This is a genomic window from Shewanella sp. JNE2 (assembly GCF_023159115.1).
Lineage (GTDB): Bacteria > Pseudomonadota > Gammaproteobacteria > Enterobacterales > Shewanellaceae > Shewanella > Shewanella putrefaciens.
In genome coordinates this window covers 71,582-93,725 of sequence record NZ_CP096170.1, presented here as the reverse complement: position 1 = coordinate 93,725, position 22,144 = coordinate 71,582, and the positions used below count along the sequence as shown (strand labels likewise).

The 22,144-nt window shown below is 51.1% G+C and carries 20 protein-coding genes; all 20 read right to left on the bottom strand.

Going from position 1 to position 22,144, the window contains the following annotated elements; translation table 11 throughout:
- Window positions 1-3 precede the first annotated feature (3 nt).
- Entirely contained in the window at window positions 4-2,802 is a 2,799-nt protein-coding gene (gene traN, locus MZ182_RS20935; RefSeq protein ID WP_001256487.1) for a conjugal transfer mating pair stabilization protein TraN, read from the bottom strand.
- Window positions 2,803-2,917: 115 nt separating this feature from the next.
- The gene (locus MZ182_RS20930) at window positions 2,918-3,925 is read right to left on the bottom strand and encodes a TraU family protein (protein WP_000983283.1); all 1,008 of its coding nucleotides are present in this window, start codon (window positions 3,923-3,925) and stop codon (window positions 2,918-2,920) included.
- Window positions 3,922-4,593: an EAL domain-containing protein gene (locus MZ182_RS20925; protein ID WP_001337754.1), complete on the bottom strand. Its 672-nt coding sequence runs from the start codon at window positions 4,591-4,593 to the stop codon at window positions 3,922-3,924. Before MZ182_RS20925 ends, MZ182_RS20930 begins: the two co-directional genes overlap by 4 nt.
- The gene (locus tag MZ182_RS20920) at window positions 4,590-5,855 is read right to left on the bottom strand and encodes a TrbC family F-type conjugative pilus assembly protein (protein WP_000621288.1); all 1,266 of its coding nucleotides are present in this window, start codon (window positions 5,853-5,855) and stop codon (window positions 4,590-4,592) included. The genes MZ182_RS20925 and MZ182_RS20920 overlap by 4 nt, the downstream gene beginning before the upstream one ends.
- Window positions 5,818-6,348 carry a S26 family signal peptidase gene (locus MZ182_RS20915; protein ID WP_001010738.1) on the bottom strand — a complete coding sequence of 177 codons (531 nt, stop codon included), beginning with the start codon at window positions 6,346-6,348 and terminating at the stop codon, window positions 5,818-5,820. The genes MZ182_RS20920 and MZ182_RS20915 overlap by 38 nt, the downstream gene beginning before the upstream one ends.
- Window positions 6,345-6,662 carry a hypothetical protein gene (locus tag MZ182_RS20910; RefSeq protein ID WP_000351984.1) on the bottom strand — a complete coding sequence of 106 codons (318 nt, stop codon included), beginning with the start codon at window positions 6,660-6,662 and terminating at the stop codon, window positions 6,345-6,347. Before MZ182_RS20910 ends, MZ182_RS20915 begins: the two co-directional genes overlap by 4 nt.
- 14 nt (window positions 6,663-6,676) lie before the next feature.
- The gene (gene traC / locus MZ182_RS20905; RefSeq protein ID WP_000637386.1) at window positions 6,677-9,124 is read right to left on the bottom strand and encodes a type IV secretion system protein TraC; all 2,448 of its coding nucleotides are present in this window, start codon (window positions 9,122-9,124) and stop codon (window positions 6,677-6,679) included.
- The gene (locus tag MZ182_RS20900) at window positions 9,121-9,828 is read right to left on the bottom strand and encodes a DsbC family protein (RefSeq protein WP_001259347.1); all 708 of its coding nucleotides are present in this window, start codon (window positions 9,826-9,828) and stop codon (window positions 9,121-9,123) included. Before MZ182_RS20900 ends, traC begins: the two co-directional genes overlap by 4 nt.
- Window positions 9,829-9,976: 148 nt before the next feature.
- Window positions 9,977-15,508, bottom strand: a complete 5,532-nt coding sequence (locus tag MZ182_RS20895) for an Ig-like domain-containing protein (protein ID WP_000606833.1) — start codon at window positions 15,506-15,508, stop codon at window positions 9,977-9,979.
- Window positions 15,509-15,708: 200 nt separating this feature from the next.
- Window positions 15,709-16,026, bottom strand: a complete 318-nt coding sequence (traA, locus tag MZ182_RS20890; RefSeq protein ID WP_064754699.1) for a TraA family conjugative transfer protein — start codon at window positions 16,024-16,026, stop codon at window positions 15,709-15,711.
- A gap of 78 nt (window positions 16,027-16,104) precedes the next feature.
- Window positions 16,105-16,683, bottom strand: a complete 579-nt coding sequence (gene traV / locus MZ182_RS20885; RefSeq protein WP_000793435.1) for a type IV conjugative transfer system lipoprotein TraV — start codon at window positions 16,681-16,683, stop codon at window positions 16,105-16,107.
- A complete protein-coding gene (locus tag MZ182_RS20880; protein WP_024131605.1) occupies window positions 16,680-17,993 on the bottom strand; it encodes a TraB/VirB10 family protein in 1,314 nt (437 codons plus the stop codon). The genes traV and MZ182_RS20880 overlap by 4 nt, the downstream gene beginning before the upstream one ends.
- Window positions 17,993-18,910 carry a type-F conjugative transfer system secretin TraK gene (locus tag MZ182_RS20875; RefSeq protein ID WP_000794249.1) on the bottom strand — a complete coding sequence of 306 codons (918 nt, stop codon included), beginning with the start codon at window positions 18,908-18,910 and terminating at the stop codon, window positions 17,993-17,995. Before MZ182_RS20875 ends, MZ182_RS20880 begins: the two co-directional genes overlap by 1 nt.
- Complete coding sequence (locus MZ182_RS20870) at window positions 18,894-19,520, bottom strand: TraE/TraK family type IV conjugative transfer system protein (protein ID WP_001049716.1); 627 nt, start codon at window positions 19,518-19,520, stop codon at window positions 18,894-18,896. Before MZ182_RS20870 ends, MZ182_RS20875 begins: the two co-directional genes overlap by 17 nt.
- Window positions 19,517-19,798 (bottom strand): type IV conjugative transfer system protein TraL, encoded by a 282-nt coding sequence (gene traL, locus MZ182_RS20865; RefSeq protein ID WP_000805625.1) that lies wholly within the window; start codon window positions 19,796-19,798, stop codon window positions 19,517-19,519. The genes MZ182_RS20870 and traL overlap by 4 nt, the downstream gene beginning before the upstream one ends.
- 144 nt (window positions 19,799-19,942) lie before the next feature.
- A complete protein-coding gene (locus MZ182_RS20860; RefSeq protein ID WP_001052531.1) occupies window positions 19,943-20,308 on the bottom strand; it encodes a hypothetical protein in 366 nt (121 codons plus the stop codon).
- A gap of 11 nt (window positions 20,309-20,319) precedes the next feature.
- Window positions 20,320-20,463 (bottom strand): hypothetical protein, encoded by a 144-nt coding sequence (locus MZ182_RS20855; RefSeq protein ID WP_001275801.1) that lies wholly within the window; start codon window positions 20,461-20,463, stop codon window positions 20,320-20,322.
- Between the two features lie 180 nt (window positions 20,464-20,643).
- Entirely contained in the window at window positions 20,644-21,306 is a 663-nt protein-coding gene (locus tag MZ182_RS20850) for a hypothetical protein (RefSeq protein ID WP_001231463.1), read from the bottom strand.
- A complete protein-coding gene (locus tag MZ182_RS20845) occupies window positions 21,306-21,683 on the bottom strand; it encodes a hypothetical protein (RefSeq protein ID WP_000869261.1) in 378 nt (125 codons plus the stop codon). The genes MZ182_RS20850 and MZ182_RS20845 overlap by 1 nt, the downstream gene beginning before the upstream one ends.
- 9 nt (window positions 21,684-21,692) lie before the next feature.
- Window positions 21,693-22,139 carry a hypothetical protein gene (locus MZ182_RS20840; RefSeq protein WP_000122506.1) on the bottom strand — a complete coding sequence of 149 codons (447 nt, stop codon included), beginning with the start codon at window positions 22,137-22,139 and terminating at the stop codon, window positions 21,693-21,695.
- Between the last annotated feature and the right edge of the window lie 5 nt (window positions 22,140-22,144).

Below are 22,144 nucleotides of genomic sequence, written 5' to 3'. Positions count from 1 at the left end.
TTTTTATCCACCACCACCAGTTGGCGCGCCTGTTTGAGGGTCTATGCTGTTTGTCGCCTCTTTTCGCTTCGCGTCAATATCAATCCCTTCCAACCGCTCCAACGCCCTTTCCTGAGCATTCTTCCGCGTCCCGTCAATATTGAAGTCATTCCCTGCTCCAGTCAGCGAGTCGAGATTTATTGAGGCCGGATCAGGGAATTTACCGTTCTGCTGTAATATCCCAAGCCACTCATCCAAATTAATTTTGCTCCAATCAATTTCGGCAATTTTATCTAGTGGAATCCCTTCACACTGAGGATTTTTGGGGTCTCCAAAGTTCTGCCCCAATTGAGGGCGAACCTGTTCTTGTATAATACGAGAGAGCGGAGAATTGAAGCAGCAATACGCTTCTCTTTTTTCAATACAAGCGCCCAACACCTTAGATTTACAATAAGAGCCTACATAGGTGCAATTCTTGAGCGCTCTTTTGGCGTTCATAGTGAACTCTTCTTCCTCGCACTTATAAATCATCTGGATCATCACCATCGCAACGACATAGACGGTATATATCGTCATGGCAGTGCTAAGCCATGTTGTCGCAGTCTCCATCATTGCTTCGGCAGCTTGTTCAGATGCTGCGGCAGCCGCCTGCTCTGTTGCTGCATCTTGGCCTGCTGATTTCATGACATCCATCATCACTTCTTTGACTTGCTCTTTGAGCTGGTCAATGAGTTGATCAACAAACTGCTCTACAGGCTGGAAGAACGAATCAACAGCACCTGAAACGTTCTCTATATAACTTGTGAACGGTTTTGTGACTTCTGTCCACCCTTGAAGGGCAGGTTCCCTAAGTACCTGATAAGCACCTTTAAGCGCATTACCATCAGTCAGCCCCATCACTGCGCCATCGAGCTTTGGAACGGCCATTATTAGGTTCAGATAATCGGCAAGAGATATATTGGTTGGCTTTTCACAGCAATCAGAAACTCCCCCAACAGCTATCTTGCATTCGCCAGCTTCCCCTGCAAAAGCAGAGCAAATAACGTTTTCATCCCCGGTAGGATTGTCATCCCCATCTTGGCCTGTGCAGCTCATATCCTGCGTCATGAATTGGGCTGCATTGAGCAACGCAGTAGCGCGAGCAAAATCAGTGCTTTGTGTTTTGGTCAAATCAAGGCAGTCATCTCCCATGCAGCGTATAGGCCCACCGCACTGGTACTCAGTTTCCTTTTCCAAGGTCGGAACAGAAACATCTGTACCACAGTCATAAGTATCCTCGTGGACGTAGCACGTACCAGAACTTCCCTGAGCACCATCAACACATTTGGAACTGATGAAGCCGCACTGAGGGTTTTCTTCATATTTCTGACAGCTATCGAGATTCCCGCCCGTGTTTACCGGACAGTGCGTTTCACCTTGAGGGTCTGTCCAGCAGTCCATTTGCCCCTTATAAAAGTCATAGTCAGCTTTAACTCGAACCTTTTTGCATAGTTTTGGAATACCAGGCAAAGGTGACGGCTTGAGTTGAGATTCGCAAACTTTGATCCCATTGATGACTGTGCAGCCCGTAGCATCAGTCGGGTCATCTATACATGTGATCTCGCCTTCCGCAAAACCATCTACAACCCCTTTGGCTGAATCCATGCAGCTCTGTGGAGCCCACTCATCCTTGGTAATGGCTTTTGATGGGTCATAGCGTAGCTTTATGCGGCCAAAACCCTCACCTGCGCCAGTTACTGAAACGCGGATCTTAAACGTAACAACATCACCATCTTTCACATTCTTGAAATAGGGAGTGACATCAATATTAGGGTTTCGCTCCCAACTTGTTGACAATTCACATCGGCCAGCCGTTTCTGGAGGGAAATTGCCGTCAGGGCCGGACCATACTTTAGTTTCCTGACCTGATTTACCAACCCAAACTTGCATGTAGTCATCCCACTTGGCGTACTCAAGAGTTGCAGACACTATGGCGTCTGGATTACTGACTTGGACCCGCGTGTATTCCTCATAAATCGAACAGTTGCCACTCCAGTAGTCGTTACCAACTCGGCCAATCCACAACTCAGTACAGCCTTCTCCACAAGATTTGAGGTTATATGGACCATCATAGTGCTTCACCACAGAGGCATCGTAGTCATGGACAACCTCACAGTCCGCGCTTTGATCTACAACACGCTGACACCGTTCATACTCTGGAATGTGGGCGTTGATAGTATTCTGATTGATGGTTGTTTCGGCAGAACAATCCCCAAAGCCACCTGCGATGAGGTCCATATCCTCATAGGTCTTTTTGCTTAGATTTAGTACAGGGTCATTACTGAAATCAGGGCGTGATCGATTAGAGGCATCGAGAAGAACCTTGTATGCCGCACCAGAGATTGATGGATTAGCACTATTGGCATCACTCCACAGCGACCCTTTTGCATTATTCCCCACGCTGTCCATGTCATCGCCAGAGTCGTAAATGCCTTGCAGACCGCCCACATCAGGTTTATTGGCATCAGGGAAGTAATAACTATCAGGTTTATTGTTGGTCCCGCTCGTTCCGGGGAATAGATCATTGACATTAATCTGACTCCCCCCGTTCATTTGGAATTGACCGTCTTTCAACGTCGGCATAGAGATTGTGCCATCTTGCACAGTCCCCGAGCTCGACTTGAATGAGTTTGAGAGGTTTTGTCCGAAAGCCTGGGCCTCTTTACCCACCGCTGTGATGTCCTGGTCTTGGCTACCGTTAGCGTAGGAATGTATCGGCAGCGCAGACATGGTTACTGTCAACAGCGAGGCCACAGCTTTCATAAAGTAATTATGACTTCGCATTGTGTTCTCCATTTCAACCTTCCCATGCTATCTGAGAAGACAAGGGCCACCTGTACGTGTAGTGGCCCTTTTGGGGCATAATCTAAAATGCCCGTGCAAATTCGTTAGGGTCTGCTCAATTGTTACAGCAATCATTCCATCGCCAGATGGTGTAAATAGGGTCTTGCCCAATTGCCGGTATAGTTCGCGCCAGACCCCACGTAAGAGTGGATTCGCCAATTACGTGAGATGAGTTTGTCTCTGGAACCGGATGCAATAGCGTGAATTTGTACTGCGTTTTGGGTAGTGTTGGGCTAATAACACCTCTACACATAGCCTCAGAACCCATTGTCTTCCACGCTAACCCCCGGCGATGCAAAGCAGCCAGAACCCTTGTGCTAAGAAGACTGCTATCGCGGATAACACCTTTTCCACCATTCTGGTTGCCACTAAATGGATACAGGGTGCCCCATGAACCAGCACACCAGAAAAGCTGTTTTAAAGGTTTTCCAGCGGTTGATGAGACAGCATCAGCAGTACACGCAGCCGCCGCAATTGGGTTTGCTACTGCCGCCGCCTCTGGATTGGTAAAAAAAGCGAGCTCATCATTGTTCCAGGTCGGGTCGAGCTCCGACATGTACATGATGTCGAGATCCATATACCCATCAGCATTACAGGTCTGCTTAATAAATAAATCGAGCATCACCAACAGAGGAAACGCATAGTAGTGATAGTGCATAAAAGAACCATCACCACCATCCATGTCTCCCATGCCATGATGCCCTTGGTTAGTCCTATCAAACGGGAACCTGACACCATTCAAGACAGATGAGCAGCCAGGCACTCTCTGAAATTCAACAAGCCGTGCTGGCTCCCACATAGAAGTGGTGACTCCAGGCCGAGGGACCCCTAGATTATCCTCGCACATACACAGAGGGTTGCTTACGGCTTCACTCGGGAATGATCCGCCTCCACCACTTATAGGAACCCCTGCTACTTTGATGGGAAAAATACAGCTCCAGCAGATGTCAGTAATCAGTTTTCCGCCGATTACTTCCGCATTCTGGCACCCAGGGTCAGCCGATACCGAACGAACCCAAAAGACCGCGCTAACGGCAATGACCCGTAGAATTTTTTGCATCATGGTAAGGCCTTTACGTAATTCAAGTGTTTCTCCATGACAGCAGGCTTCCCGTGATAGAAACCTTGTTGCCATGACAGTCCAAGTAATTTGGCGCTCTCCCCCAATGGGAAGCTCTCCACCTGCTCAGCAATGAGCTGTATGCCTTTTCGGCGGCAGTGGAGGATGGCCGAGTAGTCTTCAAGCGACCGCAGTCTTCTCGCGTCAAACTTGCAATAGTGCCAGTCATAACGACTCAGGCGCTCCAGCGAAGAGTTTTTGTCTCCATAGTCATCCAGCGCCAGCTCAACCCCTATTTCGGTAAGAGCCTCCCATCTCAATGCGAGAGAGGCATCCTGAATGCCCTCGGTAATCTCGATGACAAGCCGTGATGAGTGATTCTTAGCAATGTCGCGGACAACCCTCCACCACGCTTTGAAAATGACGTCTGATTGCAAAGTATGTTCAGAGACATTCAGAAAAAGAGCTGGGTACAGATCCAAGCAATAATGAAGGTTGTCCTGAATGAACCGTGCCATCTCCATATCCACCAGCCCCCAATAAGGAGGTGATGACAGAGAGGATGGTGTAAGAACCCGGCCTTCGTCGTACCAACGAGCCAGTACCTCAGCAGCGACAAACGAACCTGTGCCGACGTCTTTAATTGGTTGGAAAGCCGGGGCAAAAATCATTCACCGCCCTCCTCAGCAAGTTCGCGGACAACAAACTTCTTGCCTCTGGCAGTAATGACGCTCGGTGTGTGCTCCAGCTCGAACCGGGTAATCAGATCTGGCGTCAGCAGATATACCGGCGCGTCAAAGTTGTCGGTGACACTCTTGTAGGAATCCCAGCCTTTGTCTTTGTCGAACTCTGTGGCGATATAGGTAATCCGTTGTACGCCAGGTTCCTGCTTAATTTCAGGCAGCTTCTTGGCGAGCAGCTCCATTTGCTTTTTGTCCAGCGGGTCGAAAACTACGACCGCTTGGGTAAATGGCCGCGTTCCAGGCTTGCAAACTTCCTTCGGATCGCACAATGGGTTGATCACGTCACCCGCGTGAGCGAACACAGTGCCATCCGGAGTGCTGATGTCACTGGTGATCATGACGCTAGGGTCAATTTCTCGTGTTCGAGATTTTGGCGCTCTGGGCAGCTCATTGAAATTCTGCTTGGTCCAGAAGCGCTCTATAGCCTGTTTCTTCTTCTCTTCCCAGTCGATATTGGCAAGGCGTTTCTTGGCAACATCAATAAGGTCTGGCTCACTGATTTTCTCCACCGGCCCCTTAACGCCGAGATCGCCTTTTTCTCCGTTATCCACTTCCCGAGCCAACCATACCGGGTCGGACAACCCGGAGACCTGGGCGACGACGTTTGGTTGTTCGCCAGGCAGCGGCTCATCCTCCAGCATCACAATCGTGGGAACGGCTGTGATGTTGTACGTTTTGAACAACGTAGGGTTGATGATGATGTTCGGCACTGGGTCTTTTTTGGCCGCGAGCGCCTGAATAGCTTTAACTCCCTGCCCCAAGTTCATTCCTTCCGGGATGCCACGGAACACAATTACAGAATCAGGCTGGCCTGACACCGCCGTTAGGACGTCATCTAACCCCTGTTCGCCAAGAGACAACGAGGCGAAAACCAGTATCCGATGGTCAGAGTAGATACCCTTTTCAGCCTGTTTCCGGTGCATCTCCTTGAGCGTTGGGTTAGTAGTTTGGAGCTGCTTGAAAAATGCCTTGGCTTCGGCCTGAGCCTCGTCCATGTGTTGGTTTTGCAACAGAGATGGCATTTCCATCTTCTGGGCCTTTTGGGCAATTTGCTTTCCTTTCTCAATAAGCGCCTTATCCTGCTCTGTGAGCGGAGACTCTTGAGCGTATGCCCCGCCAGCCACAGAGAATATCAACGCCACCAGAACGCTCTTAGAACAGGGGATATGCGCGGCCAATGATCTGATCATTTTTCACAGTCCCCCAGTAACGTGAGTCGAAGCTGAATGGGCTTTTGCCCATAAACCAGTAGTTATTCTCTTTCAGCGTGGTCTTGCCGTAAAAGTGGCTCTCTGGCAGATGTAGTTTCCCTGCGAGCTGGAGCCCCTCTCCGACGACATCACCATTGACGGTGATCTTCCACTTATCGTTGATCTCGACTTTATCCCCCGGCATACCGGTGAGGATTTTGACCATGCGAGTCCCGTCCTTGTAGAAAGGCTGCATGTTCTTGGCTTGGAAGGCGTAAACAGCTCCCCTCTCCAGAGTTTGGTCGTTCAGATCAATGAGGAAGAAGGTGTAACCCGGCAGGCACTTCTCCTGTTGTGGATCAATGCCAATACGGTAGCGGCTGGCAAAGGCCGCACCAGCAGCCCAAAGAACCAGTAGTGTCACACCGGCCTTAACCCCGAAGCGCTTCCAGGATTCCTTTTTGACGAAATACTTCTTGAGTGGAAAATTCATTTCAGCACCTCATCAGGGAGGTACACGTCACTTGGAGCACCGACGACAGCACTTGCGTCAAGGACCAAATAACCTGCGTCTTTCAACTTCAAAATTGCGTCATTGGTCTTGACCATCAGTCTTTCAACTTCCTCCTGAGAGGCACCAGCGGGATACGCCGACGCCACTTTAGCGAAGTCAACCACGACCACTGGCGGGGTTTGATTCAAACGCTGATGGATGCTTGCCGTTTGTTCGCTCATCACGTAGTAGCTACCGCCGAAGCCACCAGCGGCACCGAGAATGGCGGCGATTGCGATTGATTTAATGTCCATTACTGTCTCCCTGGTTATGCAGCCTGCTGACGGCTTCGCATCACGGCCTTGATTGCCTCAGGAATGCTCATGCCTTGTTTCACAAACTGGTCGATGGCGTTAACGTCCACCGGATCGGTCGAATAAAGCAGCTTCTGGAAGTCGCCCACTATCAAGCGTCCGACGCCCATGCCGCTCTTCGATTTGATAAAGATTTCTGAGTACACGCCCTGGATGGTGTGTACCGTCTTGAGGGTGTGGAACCCGCCCTCTGAAAGGGTCAGACGACCGCTACGTTTAACAGATTCCACGGTTTCTTCGGTTTGGCCGAGCAAGTACATGCTGGCCGAGTTCTCCGCGATGGCGCGGCCCACTGCGTTCTCATAGAGGTCGTTGATGGACTGCGTTGCAATGACAACGGAGCCACCGTACTTACGGAATTTGCGGTAGGCATGTTCCATGAAGACCGAGACCTCGCCCTCTTTGAGCAGGTCCCAGGCCTCATCCACGATGACGACTTTCTTGCGGTTACGTTCACCCAGGAATACTTCTTGCTGGATCTGGTAAATAAGCTGGAGCAGTACAACCTGACGCAAGTGCTTACGCCCTTGCAGTTCATCGAGCTCCAGTACAGTGAACTGGTTCTGGAAGCTGACGTTGTTCTTGCGAGAGAAGTATTTCCCGTAGCTACCTTTCGACGTAAAGGCGTAGAGCTGCTGACCAATATCCTTGAGGCGCTGGTCGTTTTCTTCTTCCAGACAGCGCTCAGCGATGTCGTCAACCTTCATCTCTTTACCTTTCTCTTCCCACAGGCGAGAAAGGACCTGTTTCAGCGCAGAGATTTGCCATTCATCCAGCAAGCCTTTGGCCGACGCCATTGCACAAACGAGGCTGACAATCGCGTCTTCTTCGTCCTCGTAGTTCTGTATGAGCTCGAACGGGTTGAGGCAGACGTGCGTTCCTTCTTCAAAGTGAACGAAGTCGCCATTGAGCATTTCCGACAGCTTCTGGTAGGACTTACCGGCATCAATAACCCAGACCTGAGCACCCTCGGACAAGTAGGAAAAAATCAGTTCGTTGGTAAGGAACGATTTACCCGAGCCGGATTCGGCTGCGATCACCAGGTTTTTGTTGGTATTACTGTCGTGAAGAGACAGACTCATGAGCTGGCCGTTGCGGGAAATCAGCGCTGCATGATAGGTCCCGGTCCCCTTCCATTCCCCAAACACCGGCAGGACCACAGCCGCCTGCTCGGTTGTCATGGTCTTGTAGCGGAATAGGTCTCGCACTGCATCCCGGTCTGTACAGAATGGCAGGCAGTTGAGGAACATCGGCAGAGCAACGAACTTATCCTCCATCAGCTCGAACCGAGATTCACGCCAGATGTTTCGTGCGGCCATCGCCGCCGCTTCAACACGTTCTTTGGTTGGAGCAAATAAAACCACCGAGTAGGTGATCTTGACTGGCTTAGCCCCCTCTTTCATGGACTCATAGAGAGTGTCGAAGCTCTCCTTTTTGTCCGCCAGCACCGGCACGAATTTGAGCATCGGCCCGTAGGCTTGGTTTACAGTGAACTGGCGTTTGCGCTCCAGAGTGTTTTTCGTGCTTTCTGCCTCAGGGAAAAACACATTGGTCACAACCATGTAGTTTTCTTTGATGCTGGAGTTGCCGCCGCTGAGATCCCCGGCATAGGTCAACGCATCACCAAAGTAGAAAACGTCAGGCAGCTTTTTCGCTGACATGACTTTCGCGTGGTAGTCCCCCAGCCTGATGCCGTTCTTGCTGACTTCCACATCAGTGCCGTAATCGAAGATTTGCTCGCAGATGGGCTTATCCATCTCCCAATCCACAGAGTCATGTCGCCATGAAGCATCCGGCCCCCAATTCAGGATGGTGCTCATGATCCGGATGTAGTTCACCGCCGTCATTGTGCGGGGACGCAGACCAACGGTTTGAAGCGATGATTCGACCTTCGTGCGAAGCTGTGCGAGCTGCTGGAGTTCGCTTTCAGTCGGGTTATTGTTCTTGATGGGGACTTTGCACGTAACGAACAGCTTGAGGTCTTGGATCAAGCCATTGTCGTAGATACCTTTGTTGGTCTTGGCAAATATGCGTTCTGTCGTGTGGTGCTGGAGGAAGTTAATCCGTTCCTTGATGACAGATGTCAGCAGCTCGTGACGGAAGCCATCACGCAACCCCATCATCCGGTACATCTCCTGATTGATGTCCGGGGAGCGGAACAGAACAAACTGGAGCGTAGTCTTCGACGGGAACTCCTGATTCAGGAAACCGTTCATTCGCTCCTGAACTTTTTCATCGGCACCACACAGGGGCTCACACATGAAACCAAAGCCTGCACTGTGGTCATCCATAAGGAAGACATGATCGTCTTCGTCATAGGCCAGGACAGGAATAATCCCGGCAGCTCGCAAGTGCTCCGGGATCAACGTTTCTTCGAGTTTCTTTTTGATGGTTACGATCATTCAACACTCTCCAACCATGATTTCAGGTTCTTCGGACGTCCTTTGCTGACACGACCATCCGGAGCAACCACGAACGGAACGCCCTCAATCCCAATGAAATGAGCTGTCAGCAGCGTTTGATCGTATTGGCCGGGGTCGCAGGTTTCTTTTGAAGGAAGGGAACCCAAGGTGTTGTTCATCAGCGCATCGAGCGCGTGGGTTTTGTCTTTCGCGCAGTACAAGTTCTTTGCCAAGCGGTTGGACTCAGCACCCAGAGCAGGAATCACGATAAATTTAAAGGTGTAATCATCCACCAGCGATTTGGCATCACCCATGAGCTGATGGCAAACCGCGCATCTAGGATCGACAAAGACCACCACCTCTTTGTCACCACGCCCCATCGAAACGGTGTTCAGCGTGTCCACATCCATGCCCATGCTCTTGAAGTGGATACGCTCCGCTACATCCCTCATTTGGGACATCGTGTTGAGGGGCTTCTTGCTCCACAGGTCGTAGATTTGTCCTGAAATAACAAATCGCCCGTTTTCAGAGAGGAACATGATCTGCCCATCACTTTGGACGGCTCGAACCCCTTTGATGGGTAGCTCTACGATGTCCTCTATCTTCGCCGCTCTGGGATCGGTGATTTCCAATTTCGATGACGCATGAGCCGTGCCGGTAATAATCCCGAACACCATCAGCGCCCCGAGTAATTTTGTCCGCATGTCTATCCCCTAAGATTGGATTACTGGATGCTGGGCAGTGTATCCGGGGGAGGGAAATAGACTCGCCTCTGTAATAGCCCAATTTGGACAATTCCAGCGCGATACAAAAAAAAGCCCGGTCTGAACCGGGCTTTGAGAGGAATGAACCTTAGTTCATGGTAACAGCTTCGGATTTGCCACCAGAGTCATCGACCCCAACCAGAGAGATGGTCGGCATCGTTTCATAGGTGCCCTTGCTGATAGTCACTCGATCAGAGCTGATGCTCTGCAACTCACCGGCAATGGTCCATTCGTAGGACTTCATGCGGCCATCGGTATCTTCGCAGTTCGCATAAACGATCCACGACCCAACGGTCTCTCGTGAGCTCAGGCTACATGCAGGCAACTTGTTCTCTGCCACATTGATGTTCACCTCGCCCTCAGCTTCATGCCCCATTTCTGAGGTTATTTTCAGCTTGATGCTGTGCTCACCAGCGCCCAGAGTTGCTCTGCCGTAGTAACCGCTGCTTTCCAACGGCGTACCATCTACCGAGTAGACGCGAGTCGAAATACGGTCGCGTGGGTGGCCGCCAGAAATGTACGGTCGCAACAGCACATCCAGAGGCTCACGCTCGTATTTGTTCGAGCCAGAGTATTGCAGGTCGATAGCATAGGGCTCTGCCTGGCCGATCTTGAGCGGTTGCTCGATCACGGTTTCATGGCCGCGAGCATCACGGACAGTCACCTTGATGTTGTAATCGCCCGGCTCATTGATCACAAAGGACCGGACAATATCCTGCCGCTGATCCTGAATCACTGCGCCTTCCGGCAACTCCCACTCGTAGGTCGGTTCTTCCAGCTTGCCGTTGAAGGCAATTGGCCGCACTGACGCGGTGATCGTCGCAGGAGCCACGTCAGCGTTCTTCCTGACCTGCATTCCGAAGCTCGGCCATACATACTGCCACACGCGGGAGCGTAGGCTATGCGAGGCTTCTGCACCCTGATCTCGGTATCCTTCGATCCAGGTGGTGTACTTCGTTTCTACAGTAGCCTGGTTGAGGTCAGTGTCCGAAGGCACGTACTCAGCAGTATCACCCTGCACAATTGAGCCATCAGGCAGCGTGAAGAACCCGTTCAGCTTCACGTCCATCCCACGGTAAGGCAGGCTGGTTTCGGCTTTGAACACATACTTCTTACCGGTCTCAATGACTCGCGGCCCTGTCACGTAAGGACGGGGGGCCTTCACTGCTCGGAAGTCAACTGCCGTTTTCGCAACTTCATAGGCATAGCCGTCATCAGCCGGTGCAGTGGCAGAGCGCACACGAGCCCACAGGCGGTATCGGGTTTCTTCATCGCTCGAAAGCGTGATGCTATCCCCTGTCTGCGCGTAGGTTTTGCCACCGTCAGTAGACCACTCAACAATGGCATTGCCACCGGAGATTGGCTCATCGTTCAACGTCAGGTTCGCTGTGTACTTGCCTTCACTTCCGACAAACAACGTGGTCGGGCCGATAACAGCAATATCAGGTTTGTCGTAAGCGACAACACTGACCGCTTCGGTGTACTTTTCCGCACCTGAGTTGACGTTCACCACCTTGGCCCGAACCTGGTACTCCCCCTTGTCGAAGGTCTTCACAAGCTGATACTTGTATCGATCTTCTGGGATGAACTGCTCCCAGGTTTTACCGTCGTCCTTACTGGTTTCCCACACAACCTGGCCGGTAGCCCGGAGATCCTGACGGTCGTCCAAAGATAGCTTGAACACAGCAGTGAACGGAGCTTCACCAGACAACTTGCGAGCCTCCACGCCAGCACCGATGGCACCACCACGAAGCACTGTCAAGAAGGCAGGTCTGATAGACAACTCTGTGCGGTTGTAACCCTCAACAGGGCTTTCCAGAACAGCCTCAGCAGCGATACGGACGGAGGAAGTATCCACACCAGACAGGTCTACTGAGAACTGAGCTTCACCGTTCGATGCTTCCGCATAATCAGTGAGCGCAACCGTCTCGTTGTAGGCCTTTTGCTGGATCAGGCGTACTTTCCACACCCCCATCGTGTTAGCGTCATAGTCACCATCAGGTTTGTACTGATCACGGATGAGAACCCTAACCGGCAATGCCTGGGTGTCAATCGCGGTATCACCTTTAACTTCAACGATAGGACGGATACTGTCAGAAGGTGCAGAGATAGCCCGGTAGACAACCTCAGTCTTCACATCAGGCACCTTGTTGTAGGCCGCGTTCACCTTGTAGGTGGTCTCCTCCCACAACGCTCGCTCATCGGTATTGATGCGGCGATACACCTTATTGGTGGCACCCCATCCCGGAGTGAAGGTCTCAGACTCAAGAACATCAGAGTTGCGCGATATGGCAATATCCAGATCAGCTCGTTCAGAGTTGATAATGGCATCACCCAGGTAGTTACCTGTCATCGGCACCAAGTAGATGTTGTCTTTGAAGTTGTAGTCGGAGGCTAGTTCAACGGTCGGAGCTGGTGGGTCAACCGCTTCGACATTGAAAGTCTCGTCGTTCAACGTCACCCGAGTGCCGTTACGGGTGAAAATACTTACCCGCCACCCCAGAGGGTGATCACCGTTCTCGGCCAGGGAACCTGACAACGAAGGAGATTCCGATAACGGGTCTTGGACCAGTCCATCGGGGATCTGCTGCCACTCGAACAGACAGGTGCGGCTTGCACTGCCAACAGCTTTGTTCGCGGCCTCGTTTTTCGCACGGTCAGCACTGAGAGTGATTGAACAATCAGGACCTTTGCTCTGCTTGAAGTTCACATCAAAGTCTTCAATGACGCGATTCACCTGAGCAATGTCATCAATCGGGGTGTAACCAACAGAGCCATAGGCAGTAGTTACCGTCAGGTTCTGAGAGCCAGACCCAACTTTTACCTTGGAACCGTCACCACTGAACAGGTACAGGCTGTATTCGACAGGTTGTTCACCAATGCTCACAGCCTGCCCCACCAGCCCGGCAACTTTCATCCCGTTGTTGTCCTGCGTAGTTTGTTCAGCCTCATCCGGAGTTCTGTCCCATTGGAGCAAACACACCGGGTCACGAATTGGGTCTGCGGCCATAGCCACATCCTCTTTCGTGGTGAACCGGCAAGGCACACCCGACTCTGGCAGGGCATAGATTTTCACCGGGTCAATAACCTGGCGAATTGTCCATGATTCAGCCGAGAGCTTGGCCGTCCCTTTCCAGGTATTGATGTCCACAACCAAGATGGGTGAGTTCGGCGCGGAGGTCATGACAAGAAGACTGGAAGAGCCGACCACATCAGGAACAGCCGGTTTAACCGGAATGCTCAAACGACCACCTGACGCACCGAAATCATGTTGGCTCATGATCCCCATTGTCTGGCCCGGCTCGATACGCACCCCATTCACCACCAGCGGCACTTTCGCATCAGAACGGAGGGTCGCAAACACGTCGTATGAACCTGTCACGACAGCACCATCACTGAGCGTCAGCGGCTTGGTCTCGATGATCCGCTTGCCATCTGCATGAACAAATTCATGAGTGACAGCGGGGACCATAACCTTGCCATCCATCCCATCCGCCAGCATCACCTGACGCGGTTTGTACTCGAAGCCAACCGCCTTTTGAACCGCGTTGCCTTGTGCGTCCTCACCGGAAACAGTCAGCGTGTAAGATTCCCCTTCCTTCAAAGACGGGAACATTACCGGGTACTCAAGGCGGAATCGACCTTTCGACTCCTCACGCCAAGACAACTGCACCTTGTCATCGGCTGGGCCTCCGACGAGGGCAATAGAGGTCAGCTTAGGACTCGGGTCGGCAGTATCAGTCAAGGTGATTACAACATCATCCAAAGACTGGATTGGTGCTCCATCACTGATCGATACGGTTAGTGTCGGCGCTGAATTATCTATGCTCATAGCATATTGGGAGCCAGTGAATACCTGCTTAACCTCATTACCGAAAGCATCTTTAGCTACGAGAGATATGCCGGTATATGTGCCCTCTGACAGATTCTCAGCAGAAAATGTGAAAAACCAATCATTTGTGCTACTACGAAGAACTTCAGTACGAGACAACGGACGTTCTTCGCCAGTCGAGGTTATCGCAGACGCACTTGAGTTGTTAGAAATAACCCACTGGTTAACACCCCAACCGTCAAATGAATCAGGCTCACGGAAATGAGCTTTAAAAATCCGCCCATTTCGTTCTAACCCAGCAATTTCAGGAGGGTTAAGGTCATAGCAGAACGTTGCCCCAATCCGATCAGACGGAAGTTCAGGCTTCCCTTCCGGTCGAGACCAATATCCAGGCCATGAACATGAGCGCCCACTGAACGATATATCCGTATCCACTTCTGCATAAGAAGCATTTGCCGGAATTTTAGTAGTAGGCAACCAAGATCCCCATAACTCCTGAGCGTAAGGTCTCGGCTCAACATGAAATCTCAGTTTTTTATAATGGTTAACTGAGCTCATATTAATGGTTTCACCGCGGACCCACTGACCATCATCCCTAAGATATTCAACATACTTACCGATGGGAGCCAAGCTAACCGATGGATCAGCTTTCACACTGACGGATGTATTACCAAGAGAGTTCATAACCCAGTCGTAAATAATAAACGACTTAGTTTTTGTCCCATGTTGCTGGAATACATCAGCTTGCGTCTGCCGATAATCATATGTACCGTCTTCGGCAATGATATTGCCTTCAATACAGTTTTTATAATCACACCAGTTACCGCTTTGAGCACCGTAAGGTGAAGAAGGATAGGAGTTTGTTTTGGGTATCCGGTAGAGCACCCTGTAGGTATCGGAATAAATGGTCATTCCGTTCTGATAAGGCGCAAAACCTGATAGGGCCTGACCATTAACCTTAAAAGTTGAGGCCTGCGGGTTCTTAGGGTCATACACTGCTACTGGCTCAGGATTCTCTCCAGACTTTGCACCTACTGAATCCCAAGCAATAGGATAGGCTATTGACCCTTTGTTCCCTGCTTTATCCAGGGCCTCGAAATGAAGCGTATATAGATCCTCCCCATTAGGGAACACAGTGCTCCAGTTCAACAACTGGCCTTGGCCGTTGGCGTAATTAACCGAGACAACAGGACTCCTCTTGCCTTTGCTATCTACAGCATACGCCTGTATAGAGGAAACCGAAGAACCGGCATCAGATGCAGACACATCTATACCTGAAAATCGGTTAGGACCTCGCAGTAGCGTTCCATCAGAAAGCGCCCGGTTCCATTCCCCTTTTACTGTCACGTTTGCCAAACTTGGCGCTGTCGTATCGACTTGAAGCGGGTATTCATCAGTCTGAACGGAACTTCCGTCTGACGCCAGTATTTCGGCCCTTAGTTTGTAGACTCCCTCGGAAGGAGCCGGTAGTTGAAGTTCCGCACCATAGTAGGATTTTCCACCCACTGTGATGCGATCAGTAGCCCCAAGAAGGTGGCTGGTCGCTGTCGAAACCACTGTTCCATCCGACCGAATCACCGAAATCTTTACCTTTCGGTCGATACCGGCACTCAAGGCAAACGAGATATTGCCCGTTGGGTTGGCATAGTTGGCATTCGGAGTCAGAGACCGTTGCGTACCATCTGGAGCCTTAAAGGTGTATTCCAGCAGCTCTGCATGAGCAGCACCAGCGGTAAGAACCGCCAGAGCCCCAAGCATCGCCGGAATTTTAGGCTTGAAATTGATCATCGCATTCTCCATTCGTTTTGAGTTACAAGAACCCAATGCTGGAGGTTACGGGAGGGAGTGCATAAACATGGGCTGTGGAAGTGCCCTTTTTGAGCAAATAAGGAAATAGTTGGAATTTGTTATGACTGGACTTTTTGCCAAAAAATAAGGGCAGCTTTTAGGCTGCCCCTATCACCCGTTGATTAACGGCAAGGTGTCTTTTACACCCCCAGGCCATTGCTGAGTTGCACAACAGCCGGGATGACCTTCTCTGCATGTTCCAGAGTAGCAGACATGATGGATTCCACTACGGTCGGGGAGTTGTACAGGCCCATACCGCCACCGATACCCATAGCGAAAGCCATGAGGCTCTGGCGAGCGATACCACCAACAACACCGACCAGGATCATCGCACCCGCAACGATTCGACCCAAAGTACCTTGGGTCCAATCCTTGAGAGTTACCCATACGTCGTCAAACGCTGTACCACCAGTACCAGCGTGGGCCTGATCCGGCACGAGCAGGAAGGCTACCACCATCAACCCCAGGAAGAGGAAGAGTGCGTTGTTTTTACTTGAGGCATTCGCCAACTGATTTGCGTTCATCAAGAACATCTCCTATTTGGTTGTTTCAGACTTCGGTTCGTGTTGTACCGTTTGCAGCGGTCTCAAAACTGGCTCACTTTGCGGTGTGCCATCCCCAATCACCCACCTGCGCGGTTCGATTTCGGTATAGACATACCCTGTCACGATGAGATCACCATTGGTGTCCTCCCAGGGAGCTACCCAAATCCGCATAACCTGTGCTGGTGTACGAATTGGAATCGGGCGATCCGGAAGACGCGGTGCGACATAGTTGTCAATCACCGGGTCTCCGGAGCTAGATGAGTTCGCTGAAACGTTTGAGGAACCTTCGCCATCCGCTTCCGCTTTGGCCTCGACTTCCTCTGGTTTCATTGGGCGCGGGACATTTCCGTCATTGGTTGCGGCGTAAACGTCTCGCGCTGACATACACTGAACACCATTCGGCATTCCCGGACAGCTATACTCATCCTTGCCGATGTTGAACGTCGAACAGCCCGACAAAATAAGTAGCGCTGCACCCACCCCCAACATCTTTGCGGATCTTACTGCCTGTTCCTTTTGAGCCTCGCCTCTGGAACTGCCCTTTCTGGTCAAAATGTTCAAATTTTTCATTTCTTGGTTCCCCCGGTGGAACGAATTTGTAGCTTGGTTCCTTTGGTCACGATGATGTCTACCTGACGGCCAGCATCGACCTCGATAACGGGGAAGATGCCTTCGGCCATGTCGATATAGAACTGAGCGATGCGATCTAGCGCCTTACTGGCCCCCTTCACTGCTGCTCCCTGCAACATCTGGTCGGAGAACACAGACTGGTACTGGGTATTTGAGCCAGGGTTAGTGCTGACGACCGGCACAGGATTGACGTCAAAGGCTTCGGAAACGCCACCAAGGAAGCCTGCCATCAAGCTCTTGGCGATGATTTGCCCCTGCTTCGATACGACGCGACCACGGACACCGGCCTTACCGTCTTCACCCACTGCATAGGAATCCAGCTTCGCTTCTATGACCCCCCCATCATCCCGAACGCACGAGAAGGTCTCGCCACGCAGGTACGCTCGCTCTGAACTGAGATCTCCATAGCCTGAAACAATCAGGAAGCACTCACGAACATCCGCACGGAAGCGGTTAGGCAAAATAGCCTCTTTCTGAATCCTGAGGGTCGAAGGGAACGGATCTCGACGAGCACCTTGAGATGTTGGTGCGTCCATACCGTTGATGAGCACCCCTGTCAGGATGGAGCCAGAAGGTAGGTAGATAGACTCATCATCCTTGTTGTCCTTCTCTTCAACTTCTGGCGCTTTCTGCGAGTAGCTCACTATTTGGATGCCTGGTTTAGTTGCATCACGACCGTCTCCCTTGCCAGTTGCAGGAGCCCCACCCTTCGAGTCAGGAAGCGGTGCGTCCCGAAAAAAGGATGCTGGATCTTTGTAGTCGAGCTTTTTCTCCATGAACTGACCATCACCACCAGATGCACCATTAACATCGGCTCTGGCATCCTCTGATGAAGAGGATGTTTTTCCACCAGCAGCGCCGGTTTCGACTTTCTTAGCCAATTCCATGTTCTTCTGGGTCAGGCGGTCCAAATCTTGACGAAGGCGGGTCATCTCACGGCCAACATCACTGGATTTCCCGGCAGTGGTTTTGGTTTCCTCCAGCTCTTTCTTGACTCGTTCCAGCTCCTTTTTCAGGTCGGAGTTTTCACGAGACACCATCTTCACATCGGCAGACAACGAATCTATCCCGATCTCACGGGTGTTTTTGTCTGTGAGAACGTGCTTGATGGTTTCTTGGCGACCGCGCTTCTCTTCTTTCTTGGGTTCACCAGAGAACATTGTCACGACCGCAAAAAGAACGAAGACGCCGCCAGCGATAGACACCCAACGCTTCTTGTTGGGGTCTAACTGTGTCCAAAATCGCTTAATCATTGGGCACCTCCCAGCAGCGATGGACGCTTAGACGTTGGTGCGAGACCACGCTTCTGCTTCTTCGCCACATAGATCTCCGTCTTCTGGCCGGGCTCAAGCACGTTAAGCGGCCACGTAGTCACCGCAGCCACATCCCAGCTCCCACACAACGCCTCTTTGAACTCAATAGGCTGATCAGAGACGTTCAGGGCGACACCGATGAACACGTTAAGGTGGTGGCCCATCATGTATTGCCCCTTGCTAAAATCCACCTTTACCCCAGGATGAGCGCAGCTCGGCACCGCAGCACCAGCAGGGATGCGGTTCAACGTGTAACCTTGAGGGACTTCACCAAGAGCAATCTTTCGGAATACTGACCGGATGGTTTCGACATAAGGCTGGCTCTGTTCCCAGGTCTCAGCCTTGGTATTGGCAAAAGCACCAGTGATACCTACACCACCATCGAGCTTGAGAAAGACTTCTCTGGGCGGAATACGACGGGGAACCATCGTCAGGCTGAGAGCTTGGGCTTCCGAGCCTTTTTCAGTAATGAACATAGTCACCGGATACTGCTTATCCGTGGCGACATAGACCACATTCTCTTTGATGCAGACCTCACCACACTGGCCGTTATCCGTCGCCCCGGTCAGAGATGTTGAAACGATCTCAGGATTGCTGAAAGGCGTGACGATTCGGTTCGGATGACCAACGGCTATCGGGATGATCTGGTTAACCCCCGGCTTCATCGTCAGTAAGGGGTTTTCATTCATGCTGCCCACAACCTCATGGGAGCTTTGTCCTGACGTCACAGGGGCAGGAACATCCTTTTTCATAACACTGGCCGGGACAACAGGAATGTCATCCGAGGCATAGGCCATTGAAGTTCCAAGCGCCAAGGACAGCGCCAGGAGCGAAAGTTTAGCGTTGTTCTTCATGCTTTCTCCGGTTTTCTTCTTTGCGCTGGAGTTGCTCCAAAACAGTTTTGGTGCGTGGCTTTCCTACATAGGTGTCGATGTAGTCCAGCACGGGCGCGTAGTTTGAAATCTTGATGGCGAACTCGTAGGAGCGTTCGCTACGCTCTTCGTTAGAAGAAGCCCCTTTGACGTAGGAATATCCGTAGACAAACACCTTGTCGCTCTTGGGCTCGTACTCAACAAAACGCGGCTCAAACCGCATGGTTACGCGGTCGTTCTTGATCTGTTGAGCTTGAATTTCGATGGCATCAATCACGTCCTGATAGATGCTCGGGGAGAGAAGCGGGGTGATCCGTTCTTTCACAAAGTCAACGGTTCCTGGCGTCACATTGCCAAGGAGCTGAGCAAAAGCGAAACCCCAAGCCTCTTTATAGGACTGAGAGGCGTTATTTTTCGTCACCCAGGCTTCTTCCGTGAGCGTGAAAGGCTGGATAGTGACGATGGTTTCCTTGCTGAATACTTGGACCACCAGCAGGAAAACGATAGCAATAAGACCACCCTGGAAGATTCGTCCCCACTTATTTTCTGTTTGGGTCCCTTCCCAGGTCTTGAGATACTTTTTCAGGTTCAAGGCAAATACCTCCGGACAAACGGATTCTTGAGAGATTTGGCCTTGGTCATGATGAACCCGGCCCAGTAGATCATGTGGAGCAGGTATCCATCCGGATGGTTATCCCTGAATCGGCGATAAAGGTTGGTTACAAGTAACCCCCCCAGAAAGCAGATCAGGGCCTTACCGATGATGACCCCTATCGTTAGCCCCAAAAGCATCGGGGCCAACTCATCTGCGCTCCACAACAGCAGATGCGGGGGCTCATCGACCCGGCGCGGTATCTTTACAGGCTTCATAGCAACCCTCTTCTTTTCCTAGTGGCCTGTATTCTCATTCAGGGTCACTGATTTTCTGCCACGGCTTCGCGCCCTTTTCGGGCACTTCCAGCGACAAATAAAAAAAGGCGGCCTAAGCCGCCTTTTTTGCGTTTACTGGATCGGTTATTGATTTTGAGGAACCGCTTCCGAATGTTTTTCCGAAGCCGCAACGCTAACTTCATTGGCTGGTCGGGCCACCCCCAGAGTTTTCACTTCCTTGTTAGCATTGGCTTTAAACTTGAACATCAGACTGTACGCCGCCAGCAGGAAGAAGCTGAGAATGCCCCAGTAGGTCTGAACCGTGCCCAGAGCCTTGGCCGGGTCACTTGCAGCTCTGTTGGCCGTATCAGCAGCCAACTTAACCCACTGACTCCAGTCAAAACCTGCCGCAAAAGCAGACAGCCAAAACGCGACGGCCACTGGAACGATGAAGATGCACATCAGCACCGCGTTCATCAAAAACCAGAAAAATTGTTTATTAAGGTTCACACTTCCTCCCATTAACCTAGAAAATTGAATGCGTGTTCCAGGTTCATCCCTGCAACAACACCTATAACGAACATCACCTGCCAGACAAGGAACTGCCAGGAGATGAATGAACCAGATGAGCTTTCGCTTTCTCTGACGTGAGCTTGTGCGGACATAGACCCTCCAAATAACTTGTCGTCATCACGGAGTAATCGTCTCTTAATTGATCAATCTAGGAACAGTGCTGTTACGGCCCATTTTGGGCACTTTATGGAGGTTTATTCGAGGAGATGATAAGAGCGGGAGGCGAAAAACTTTCACATGTGAAAGTTCAAAGCGGCCAATGGCCGCTTGTTTCACACTGTTCTATTGTAACGGAGTTCTCGATAAGCATCCCATGCTTGCTCTGATGAGACACCTCGACAACCAACATCTGTGGCGCACTCAAGGTCCATCTTGTACTGCTTAACCTTCTGGTCTGCTGTATCGCCCCAGCTCATGGCTGATGGGTACTTGGAAACACTAAACACATTTTCAAGTTCAGCCTGATAGTCGTCGTTTTGTAACAGAGGTTCGGTTTCACCATCATCCCAGCGAATGTAAGCCTTACCCTGGAGAGCCTTCAAATGCAAAGGCACCAGTAAGGTGGAAATCACTTCGTCAGCCCTGATGTCTTTGTAAGCACACCAGTGAGGTTTAACGGTGATCACACCATTTACCAAAACGATGTCACACGCCAGTGTCGCTTCAACATTATCGTTAACATCCTGCCGAGCGTAGATCTCCACGAAACCAACCTGCTCTGGAACAACCTTGTCGATGAAGCTCCAAAAGCTGGGGTACGACGTTCCATCGCTGAGCGTCAACTGACCGTCATGCTCTTTCAGCATACGGTTCAGTTGTGCAGTGAAGAACTCTGCCGACACTTTTCTTGCCAATGGTTCCATATCACTCAGTCGTAGAGTGGCTCCTGCACCCCCCTCATACACCTCTCCAAAAAAGAAATCTCTCTTACGCATTAGACTTTGCCTCCTTTAATCGCTTGCTGGGTCAGCTTGATCCAGTTCAACGGGTTTTCACAGTCAACATGGTTGCCAGCGGCACCAACTACCGTTTTGTATGCCTCCGAGCCTGCCGCTGTGTGTACTGCCAGCATAAACGAAAACATAGGGTCATTTTGCATGGTGCCAATCATCATTGCACTGGAAGTGTCTTTGAGCTGGCAGTTTTCAACCCGCAGATTGAGTACATCTTTTGCCACCATCTTACAGTCGGGACACACCTTCTCAAGGTTCTTGAGCTTTGCGTCGTCATTGAGCACATCAGGAGCCGCGATGGCAGTACCGGCCATACACAGCCCCAGTGCCAGCAGTTTGAGTTTATTGGTTACTTTCATGGTTCCTCTCTATATCGTTCCAATTTCGTTTCGGTAAAAGAACAGTGGCCCAGTGACTGTTCTGAGTTCCGGCGTTACTTGCTTTACTCTTGAGCAAATATGCTGCTTGAAAAAGTTGTGGTATCCGTACAAAGCTGGGCGTGTAAAAACGGAATAGATAATGAGGGTGATGGCCGCACCAGCGGCCCACCCGATCACGTCCGGAGAGATAAGTCCTGGCACGTCTGAGATACGTTCTGGTTCAACCAAGCGGCACACCACCAGCACCCAGAACCACATTACCGGCATCACAAAGATCATCTTTCCGACGCAAGCAATGAGCACCTTCACCAAATTCAAGCTCTGCGCCCAGTAAAGCCACAACGCAGACAAGGATTGGCGACGTATCACCTGGTAGACGTTCAATGGGATGTCGCACAGATGCACCCCATCTTGATTTATAACGGAGTAGCTCATCCTCC

What these genes read in the sequence shown, in the direction of transcription:
- traN (WP_001256487.1), bottom strand. Translation starts at nt 2,802, where the DNA reads ATGCGAAGTCATAATTACTTTATGAAAGCTGTGGCCTCGCTGTTGACA.
- MZ182_RS20930 (WP_000983283.1), bottom strand. Translation starts at nt 3,925, where the DNA reads ATGATGCAAAAAATTCTACGGGTCATTGCCGTTAGCGCGGTCTTTTGG.
- MZ182_RS20925 (WP_001337754.1), bottom strand. Translation starts at nt 4,593, where the DNA reads ATGATTTTTGCCCCGGCTTTCCAACCAATTAAAGACGTCGGCACAGGT.
- MZ182_RS20920 (WP_000621288.1), bottom strand. Translation starts at nt 5,855, where the DNA reads ATGATCAGATCATTGGCCGCGCATATCCCCTGTTCTAAGAGCGTTCTG.
- MZ182_RS20915 (WP_001010738.1), bottom strand. Translation starts at nt 6,348, where the DNA reads ATGAATTTTCCACTCAAGAAGTATTTCGTCAAAAAGGAATCCTGGAAG.
- MZ182_RS20910 (WP_000351984.1), bottom strand. Translation starts at nt 6,662, where the DNA reads ATGGACATTAAATCAATCGCAATCGCCGCCATTCTCGGTGCCGCTGGT.
- traC (WP_000637386.1), bottom strand. Translation starts at nt 9,124, where the DNA reads ATGATCGTAACCATCAAAAAGAAACTCGAAGAAACGTTGATCCCGGAG.
- MZ182_RS20900 (WP_001259347.1), bottom strand. Translation starts at nt 9,828, where the DNA reads ATGCGGACAAAATTACTCGGGGCGCTGATGGTGTTCGGGATTATTACC.
- MZ182_RS20895 (WP_000606833.1), bottom strand. Translation starts at nt 15,508, where the DNA reads ATGATCAATTTCAAGCCTAAAATTCCGGCGATGCTTGGGGCTCTGGCG.
- traA (WP_064754699.1), bottom strand. Translation starts at nt 16,026, where the DNA reads ATGGTGGTAGCCTTCCTGCTCGTGCCGGATCAGGCCCACGCTGGTACT.
- traV (WP_000793435.1), bottom strand. Translation starts at nt 16,683, where the DNA reads ATGAAAAATTTGAACATTTTGACCAGAAAGGGCAGTTCCAGAGGCGAG.
- MZ182_RS20875 (WP_000794249.1), bottom strand. Translation starts at nt 18,910, where the DNA reads ATGAAGAACAACGCTAAACTTTCGCTCCTGGCGCTGTCCTTGGCGCTT.
- traL (WP_000805625.1), bottom strand. Translation starts at nt 19,798, where the DNA reads ATGAAGCCTGTAAAGATACCGCGCCGGGTCGATGAGCCCCCGCATCTG.
- MZ182_RS20855 (WP_001275801.1), bottom strand. Translation starts at nt 20,463, where the DNA reads ATGTCCGCACAAGCTCACGTCAGAGAAAGCGAAAGCTCATCTGGTTCA.
- MZ182_RS20850 (WP_001231463.1), bottom strand. Translation starts at nt 21,306, where the DNA reads ATGCGTAAGAGAGATTTCTTTTTTGGAGAGGTGTATGAGGGGGGTGCA.
- MZ182_RS20845 (WP_000869261.1), bottom strand. Translation starts at nt 21,683, where the DNA reads ATGAAAGTAACCAATAAACTCAAACTGCTGGCACTGGGGCTGTGTATG.
- MZ182_RS20840 (WP_000122506.1), bottom strand. Translation starts at nt 22,139, where the DNA reads ATGAGCTACTCCGTTATAAATCAAGATGGGGTGCATCTGTGCGACATC.